We start from the raw sequence: 8,746 nt of genomic DNA, 5'->3' as shown, positions 1-8,746 counted from the left end.
ATGCGGGAGGCATGAGAGTGGGATGGACTCAACCGCTCAGGACGTGGCCGACAGGACATGGCAGTAGATAAGAATTTCTTTATCCCTCAAGACCTTACTAAAACGGTTTGATCGAGAGCCAAATAGAAACTTTTCAAGCATATGTGCCAGGCTATTGCTGTCTGATGACTACTTATTTTTCCAGAGAAAAGGTGCCTCTGACTTGGAGGAAACAGATTTTTCCTTGACCGCTAAGGCGAATGTTGATTAGTGTGACCGGAGCTGACAAACAGAGCAAGGACTCAAGTAAATGGTAGGTATTGTAAAGACATACACTACGATCGGAATCGACGGCCAGCTGCTGACGGTGGAATGTGACAGCGCCGGGCAGATGTATTCCGTGAACATCGTGGGCATGGCATCCAACGCCGTGAAGGAGAGCAAAGACCGCATTTTCGCGGCGCTCAGCAACTCCGGTTTCGAGGCCGCAATCAAGCGTTTCACCATCAATCTGGCCCCGGCCGACATCAAGAAAGACAGCGCCGCGCTGGACCTTCCCATCGCCATTTCCGTGCTGCAGAGCATCAAACAACTGCCAGTGGAATACCTCAGTCAAACCGCGATTATCGGCGAGCTCTCGCTGGACGGCAATCTGCGCCCCGTGAAGGGCGTTTTGCCCATAGCCCTGGCCGCCAAGCGAGATGGCATGGATGCTTTGGTGCTGCCTTACGAAAATGCCGAGGAAGCCGCCATCATCGAGGAATTGAAAGTGATCCCGGTGACCTCGCTGCGAGAAGCGGTGCTCTATCTGCGTGGCGAAATCGAAATCAAACCGGCGACGGTTGACAGGGACAAGATATTCTCCGTGCTGAACGATTTTCCCGTGGATATGCACGACGTGAAAGGCCAATATCAGGTGAAGCGCGCCTTGGAGGTCTCAGCCGCGGGAGGCCACAACCTGCTGATGATCGGCCCTCCCGGCAGCGGCAAGACCATGCTGGCGCGCCGGGTGCCTACGATATTGCCGGAGCTCTCTCTGGACGAGTCTTTGGAGGCCACCAAGATCCATTCCGTGGCCGGCTATTCCAAGCACTTCAAAAACGGCATCCTCACTACCCGGCCTTTTCGCGCTCCGCACCACTCCTGCAGCGAAAACGGGTTGATCGGTGGCGGAACTTTCCCCCGGCCCGGGGAAGTGTCTTTGGCGCACTTCGGTGTGCTGTTTCTGGATGAGCTGCCTGAGTTCAAACGCGGGGTGCTGGAAGTGATGCGCCAACCTCTGGAGGACGGGATCGTAACCATCTCCAGGGCCGCCACCAGCCTTACTTTTCCTGCTGATTTCATGCTCATCGCCTCGATGAATCCCTGCCCCTGCGGCTATTTCGGAGCCAACATCCCAAATCATTACTGCACCTGCGAGCCAGGTGCCATCGCGCGTTACCGCGGCCGGGTTTCCGGACCACTTTTAGACCGTATCGACATTCACGTGGAAGTCCCCAGCGTAAGCTACGCCGACTTGTCCGGTCTGCCTTCCGGAGACCGCTCCGCCGTCATCCGCGCCCGGGTTAACAAAGCCCGGCAAGTTCAACGCGCCCGCTATGCCGATGAAGGAATATTCTGCAACGCTCAGATGAGTTCGCGCCTGCTGCGAAAATATTGCAAGCTTGATGCAGACAGCCAGGCCCAGATGCAGCACGCCATTGACCATCTGGGCTATTCCGCCCGCGTATTTGACAGAATCCTGAAAGTATCGCGAACCATCGCCGACCTCGAAGGCCTGGCCAATATCAATAGCGACCACATTTCAGAGGCAATCCAGTACCGCACCCTGGACCGCAAATACTGGGGTTGAGCAAATATAACCTCCAAAATGGAGCTGGGGTTATGGAAGGGACCCTTGCGACCGCTTTTGATGGCGGTCGCAACGCCATTTTCGCGGCTTTGCTACTGCTTGTTTTGCTGCATCTACACTGCGATGAGGCTCTGGAGACACTGGAATGGCCGGGGTGGCAGAGATTCCCGCTTGACACTTTTTGAACAAGTTTTTTTAGTGCAACAAAGTATTAAGATTGCCTTTCCTGGAGGAAAAATGCGGTTCCAAGCCATATTCTGCCTGTTGTTGCTGGCTCCAGCCCTGTTTTGCGGGGCAGAGGCCACTGGCTGGGCAACGCACGAAAACCCCAAATTCACCTACAAACTGAAGTATCCAGCGGATTGGCAAGTGAAGCAACTGGCTGAGAGCGGCTGGTTCGAGGCCAGTTCGCAAATGGACAAAGCCTCTTTGCCCAACACTTTCCGGGTGGAGGTTGTCCCTCTGGACGAAGAGGTGCTGGATTTCACAGCCTTCATGGATAGGGATGACGATGATTTGCTCTCTGATCTGAAGAAAGAGAACCCCTCGCTGGATTCCAAAGCTGTTAGGATCAGCTCCTCCCAAGAAATCAGCCTTGGAACACACCGAGCCCACCGCATTGATTTCAGCTATCCACTCTACGGAGCCCTGAACCTTAGGGCTATCCGGGTCCATGTTCCTTATCAGAAGATGCTTTACACCCTAACCTGCAGCGCCGAGGAGACTTGGTATTTCGAGCAGGTGGAAGCGGATTTCGAGGCCATCATCACCTCATTTAAAATCCAGCGCCCCAATCAGGATTACCTGGACAACTACATCCGCACCCGGGCCGACCTCTCTGGCGAGGAATGCGTTATCCACTGGCAAGGGAAAGCTTACAGCTATATTCCTGGCGAACGGCGCAAGGACCTCTTCGACGTGGAGGGTTACAATATTGTGCGCGCTGTTCCAGACGAGCGGGGCTACCTGCTATTGGGCAAAGAGGTTATGCTGTTTCTGCACAGCCAGAGTGGCGAGATCCTCTCCACTTGGCAGAACCCTGTTTCGGGCAGGAATGTGCCTGTGCTGCACGTGTTTAACGACCCCGCGAATATGGATCTACGCTTCACCGACGAGTATTTCCAATTGCTGCATCTGGTGCTGCCTTCCAGCTTGGTGGGCGATCAGTTTGTCTGGCACAATGACCTCTTCCCCTATTATCCAAACGCGCTTCCCCGTCAGGAATATCCTCTCTTTTCCCAAAGCGACACCTATCAAGCGGCAGACCTTTCCCAGTATTTAGTTAAGCAAAGCGATCTGGAAGATCCGCTACTAAAGAGCGTTCCAGCCCTGTACACCTTCACCAGAATCTATCCCTGGCTGCCTTTCATGCGGATGGGCGAGCGTCCGGGAAATATCATCATCACGGGCCGCGGATGCAAGCTGGAAGGCGGTTTCGAAGATTTACCCCAATATCTTAAAGACTACGTTTTGACCAACGCGCCGGAATTTGCGCGGGCCCCAGATGCTTACAGCCAGCCCAACGCCACCATCTGGACAAACTTTAAAAAGATGGCCGAGTCCGGCCTGATCGAGCCTGAACAACCATAACTCAAAAACATCTTGATTCACCAAGGAAACTGATATGAAAACCAAACTCGTTCTTTGCCTGCTGTTGCTCGGGACCGCCCTGCTGGGCGCCCAAGGCTTGAACCCTTATCTAAACCTTATCCACAGTTCACGTTGCGCGGATGGCAATCTGCGCCTGCGCTGGACCGATCCCACCGGTCTGGGCTTGGACACCCAGTGCTGGTACAGCCCCGATGGCGCCGTCTGGCAACAAGCCTCCAGCGGAATATACAGCGATCAGCAAATGCAGGCCCTGATTCCCTACGAATTTGGGCAAAACCTGCGTTACCGCCTGCGAACGGAGCTGAGTCTCATGAACGAGAACCTGGTTTACATGCACACACCGTATCTTAATGCCGATCTCTTTCCCCCTCAATTGGGGCAGTTGGGCCAAATCGGCACTGACGCGGCGGGGGATTCCATCACCATATATATGCCCCACCTCGACCTCACGGAAAGTTGGTTTGGCGCCACCCAAACCAAACTCTACTCGGCTTTAGCCAATGTTACGAACAGCTTTCCAACCCTCAACAGCATTTTTTCCTACAATGTTTACCTGACCACCATTTCCAACCCGGATACGATTATGGACTCACTTTCCTACGCTATGGTCTATTCCTTTTACGTGACTGACTTGATCCAGCCTGGACTCTACAAATTAAGGATGAGCGACACCGGCATTCCCTCTTTCACCCGCATCGGCAACGTCCAGAGCATGGTGATGGACGGAAAGCTTTTTCTGAGCTGCAATCTGGCCGACCTGACCAATGACCCTGATTTTGGCGCCTGGCCCAATTCCGTGAATGCCCTCGTGGCTGCCAGCGTCACCATGAACATTTCCGTGAATCCAAGCACTCAGGAATTCAGCTTCGGCATAGGCGATTACAGCACTCCCGGCATCCTCTTCTTCGAAGACCATAACTATCAGGTGGCGCAAAATACCCTGCCTGTCTGCAGCGATATCTGGTTTGACACGACTAAGTTCAGATTCAATTATAACGACGCGGAAGGCGATTTTCCCCTAGTGATGGAGCTGGAGCTTCCCGACAGCCAAATCCTCGAGCCCATGCCTCAAAGCTACAACTACAGCCAGCCTGTCATATACTCTGTCCAGCTTCCCTATCTTCCTGATTCTGTAACGCTTCGCTACAGCGACAACGCCATCGACGTGGTGGAGGATTTCCACATCCTGGTAAGCGCTGATGACCCCGTCCAGGTCCCCGCTGCTAAATTCAGTTGCCGCCTCCCCAATCCGCTCCGGGGCGGAGAGCCGGTAACGATCAGCCTTTCAGGGCTCACCAAGGACGCGCTTAGCGTTCGGGTTTACAATCTGCGCGGCCAGAAACTGGGCACCCTCTTTGAAGGAAACAGCGCGCAAACCAATCTGGACTTGCCCTGGAATGGCACCATGAACGGAATTGGGCTGGACAGCGGTGTCTATTTTCTTCGGATAACGCAGGGCGGCAGGACTGCCAACCAGCGTTTTGTGATCACAAAATAAAGGATAACATAGCGTTAGATGTTCATCGATTATGCCCGGATAAGCGTCAAACCCGGTAACGGGGGCGATGGTGTTGTGAGTTTCCGCCGGGAGAAATACATCCCCAAGGGCGGACCGGATGGCGGTGACGGTGGCCGAGGAGGTTCAGTGATCGCCGTTGGCGACGAGAATGTTAATACCCTGCTCGACTACCGCTACAACAAGATCTTCCGCGCCGAAAACGGCAAACCCGGCGCCGGAGCCAGAAAATCCGGTGCTGGCGGAGCCAATGTCTATCTGCGCCTGCCTTTGGGCACCGAGATCTTCCACGTGGGTGAAGACGGCAAAAAGCTGAAAATCGCCGATGTCACCACCCACAACGAAGAGATAATCCTGGCCAGGGGCGGCAGAGGCGGCAAGGGCAATTGCAATTTCGCCACCCCCACAGACCAGGCCCCGCGACGCGCCACCCTGGGCAAAACCACAAAGGAAATGGAGCTGGAGCTTGTGCTCAAACTCATGGCGGATGTGGGTTTGGTTGGATTTCCCAATGCTGGTAAATCAACCCTCCTGAGCGCGCTCTCCTCCGCCCGGCCCAAGATAGCGGATTACGAATTCACCACCCTGGAACCCATGCTGGGCGTGGTCCGCGTTAGCGATTACCAGTCTTTTGTGATGGCAGATATTCCCGGCATCATCGAAGGCGCGCATTTGGGCAAAGGGCTCGGACACCAGTTCCTGCGCCACATTCAGCGCACTAGCTTGTTACTCTTTCTCATCGACATTGGCACGCCTGACCTTGTTGATACCTTTCGCACCCTGCGTTCCGAGCTGTATTTCTATGACCCCTTAATGAGCAAAAAACCCAGTTTGGTGGCATTCAGCAAGCTTGACACCATTCCCGCCGAAGAGCGCGATGAACTTGTTTCTACCGTTAACTCTCAGTTCCAAAAAGAGTTCGGGGTGGAGACCATCCCCATCTCCTCAGTGGGCCATATCAACCTGGATGAACTGAAATACCGGCTCTTCAAATTGCTGCAAAACCTATGACCAAACAACTTCAGGCCTGGCTCTGCCTCAAATCTGCGCCCGGATTGAAACACAGGGCCGCGCTGGACCTTCTGTCCAGATATCCCGATCCGCTGGCTTTCGTGGGGAAAAAAGACCATCCCCTCTATACCGACAATCGCCTTGATCCAGCTCTGCTGGAGCATTTGCGGAACGCAACACCACATCCCCGGCTGCAGCAAATCACCAAGCTATGTGAGCATTACAGCATCGAAGCTGTGTTTTATGGTACCGACAACTATCCCCCTGGCCTGGCCAACATCCTTGCCCCGCCACTGATTCTCTGGCATCGGGGTGATTTGGCCCCGGCGCTGGAGCGGGTTTGCCTGGCCGTGGTGGGCACCCGCAAACCCACAGCTTACGGCCGGGGAAGCTGCGCCAAGCTGCTAGCTCCCGTTTGCAAACATGGCGCCACAATCATTAGCGGACTCGCCATCGGCATCGATACAGTGGCTCACTATGCCGCCCTCGAAAACGGTTCACAGACCGTCTCCGTGCTCGCCAGCGGCCTCGAGACCATCTATCCTCCCAGCAACCGCGACCTGGCCAATCAGATAATCACCCGCGGCGCCCTGGTTTCCGAATACGAGCCAGGCACCAAACTCGACCCCTGGAACTTTGTCGCGCGCAACAGAATCATCTCAGCCCTCGCGCGGAATGTCTTCATCGTGGAAGGCCCTCTGGACAGCGGCGCCATGATCACCGCCAAGCATGCCATCGAGCAAAACCGCGATCTGATGGCCCTCCCTGGCGAAATCAACCACCCCAACGCGCAGGGGCCGAATTACCTGATCAAAAACGGAGCCCAATGCGTCACCTCCCCGGAGGACATCCTTTCCGCCCTAGGCCTGGATGTGACTGACAATCAGCAGTTGGAGATATTGCCTGAACTCAGCGCCGACGAGCAAAAGCTCTTGGACCTCTTCACAAGCGAACAACGCGAGTTGAGTTTCGACGATCTGTTGATCCGCACCGGCCACAAGTTCGGCAAACTTTCCACCCTCCTTCTAAACCTTGAACTAAAGGGCTGTATCAGTAAAACCGGAGGCAATTCCTTCATCCTGGGCTGATGACCGTGCCCACATAAAGCACAACTTTAGGTCTTCCCATAGAATCCTCTTTTTCGGCGTTCCCCGTTCTCATTTTTCTTGTCCCACCCAAGCTATCAACTCCTTCCTCCATTTCAAGCACATCTCCCCTAACTACCCGGCTCTCTTACAAATCGTGTGGTTTGGCCCCGGAGAGCATCATAGAATAGCGGAGATGTGAAGTGGCCTGGGAGAAGCAATGCTATCAGGCCGTTAAGGCCCTGTCCCGGTTCACGGACGCGCCTCCCGCATGATACCCGCATTTGATGCGAGAATCGTACGGGAGGCATGGGAGTGCGATGGACTCGAGCGTTCAGGGCTTGACTGACAGGATACTGCTGTGACTAAGCATTTGTGGCTTTCCATTGAATCAGGCCCTCTTTCAAACCGGGTCGGTAATCCGTTTGGAAGGGAGATCAGTAATATGTGATGGGAAGGTAAATTCGAAAGCTTGAGAAAGTTCTTGACAAATTTTCAGACTGGCTTGATGAGGCACATAATTGCATTTATGGGTGTTGCGGGTAAAAATATGAAATCTCGTCAGTCTTGTTTGAATTTTTTTTCAGGCAAAGCTGAAAACATAGAATGTGATTGGGAAGGCTTGGCGAATCCGCTTTAAGTCTTTGGTTTTAACGAAAAAAGATTGCCAGGGCTCACCGATGAGTCCCGGCGACTACAAAGGAGAATTCACAAATGAAGAAAGTTCTTTTATTCACCGTGATATTGGTGGCATTTGCCTTCAGCATGTCGGCTCAATACACGGAAGTTTACACCCAACCCTGCTTCAGCGATGTCGGAAACCTGTACACCAGTGCCCTGGACACCGCCGGTGATGTCGACTATGAGATCGCCGACAACTTCGTTAACGTTGCCGATCCAATCAAGAAAGTCGAGTTTTATGGCGCTTGCGGATCCTTTGCCGGAGACTGGTATCCCGGCACCCCCAACGCGCAAGAGCCCTTCATCGTCCGGTTCTATCAACAGGTAACTGGCTGGACTGTTCCGCCCGAACCCCTTACTGCCCCTGAAACCGGCACCTACACCGTGAAACTTTACGACAGCTATGGTGATGGCTGGAACGATGGTAAACTGGATGTCCTGGTGAATGGAGTCGTTGTTTTGGACGACATCACCCTTGCCTCCGGCGCTGGTCCTGCAGCTTACACTTTCAGCGCCAATGCCGGCGACATTATCTCCACTATCTTCACTGCCGGCAGCTGGGCTGGTGAAAACAGGTATGAGATTCTCGATCCGAACAATGTTGTAATCGCCACGGACGGCGAAGGCACGAACCCACCCACCGGTATTGATGTTCCCCAGCCGCCCCAACCCCTGATCGCTCCTGCAACCGGCACCTATACCGTGAACCTTTACGACGACTATGGTGATGGCTGGGACACCAGCCTACTGAGTGTATATGTGAATGGAGCCATCGTTCTGGAGAACATCACACTTGCCACTGGCGCTGGTCCTGAAGCTTACACTTTCACCGCCAATACCGGCGACGAGGTCTGCACCGTTTTCAAGGCTGGCGCTTGGCCTGGTGAAAACTGGTATGAGATTCTCGATCCGGACAGTGTTGTCATCGCCACCGATGGCCCCAATCCTCAGGGAATCGGATTCATCCCAGAGGAGATCCTGTATGAGCCTACCTGGGGAACCCCGGATTAT

Annotated in this window: 6 protein-coding genes; all 6 read left to right on the top strand. The window is 54.1% G+C overall.

What is annotated here, in order from left to right; genetic code table 11:
* Positions 1 to 289: 289 nt before the first annotated feature.
* Positions 290 to 1,831, top strand: coding sequence for a YifB family Mg chelatase-like AAA ATPase (locus GX466_07915; protein ID NLH94122.1), 1,542 nt, complete (start codon positions 290 to 292; stop codon positions 1,829 to 1,831).
* 237 nt (positions 1,832 to 2,068) lie between these two features.
* On the top strand, positions 2,069 to 3,421 hold the full coding sequence (locus GX466_07910) for a DUF1838 family protein (GenBank protein ID NLH94121.1): 1,353 nt from the start codon (positions 2,069 to 2,071) through the stop codon (positions 3,419 to 3,421).
* A 34-nt stretch (positions 3,422 to 3,455) separates the two neighbouring features.
* Complete coding sequence (locus GX466_07905; protein NLH94120.1) at positions 3,456 to 4,940, top strand: T9SS type A sorting domain-containing protein; 1,485 nt, start codon at positions 3,456 to 3,458, stop codon at positions 4,938 to 4,940.
* An 18-nt stretch (positions 4,941 to 4,958) separates the two neighbouring features.
* Positions 4,959 to 5,969, top strand: a complete 1,011-nt coding sequence (obgE, locus tag GX466_07900) for a GTPase ObgE (GenBank protein ID NLH94119.1) — start codon at positions 4,959 to 4,961, stop codon at positions 5,967 to 5,969.
* Positions 5,966 to 7,057, top strand: a complete 1,092-nt coding sequence (gene dprA / locus GX466_07895; GenBank protein ID NLH94118.1) for a DNA-protecting protein DprA — start codon at positions 5,966 to 5,968, stop codon at positions 7,055 to 7,057. Before obgE ends, dprA begins: the two co-directional genes overlap by 4 nt.
* Positions 7,058 to 7,768: 711 nt before the next feature.
* Positions 7,769 to 8,746: hypothetical protein (locus GX466_07890; GenBank protein ID NLH94117.1), on the top strand; the 978-nt coding region annotated here is incomplete at its 3' end.

It is taken from the genome of Candidatus Cloacimonadota bacterium, assembly GCA_012516855.1.
Taxonomy (GTDB): Bacteria; Cloacimonadota; Cloacimonadia; order Cloacimonadales; family Cloacimonadaceae; genus Syntrophosphaera.
Note: the sequence above shows the minus strand (reverse complement) of the source record. Positions and strands in the feature narration are given on the sequence as shown.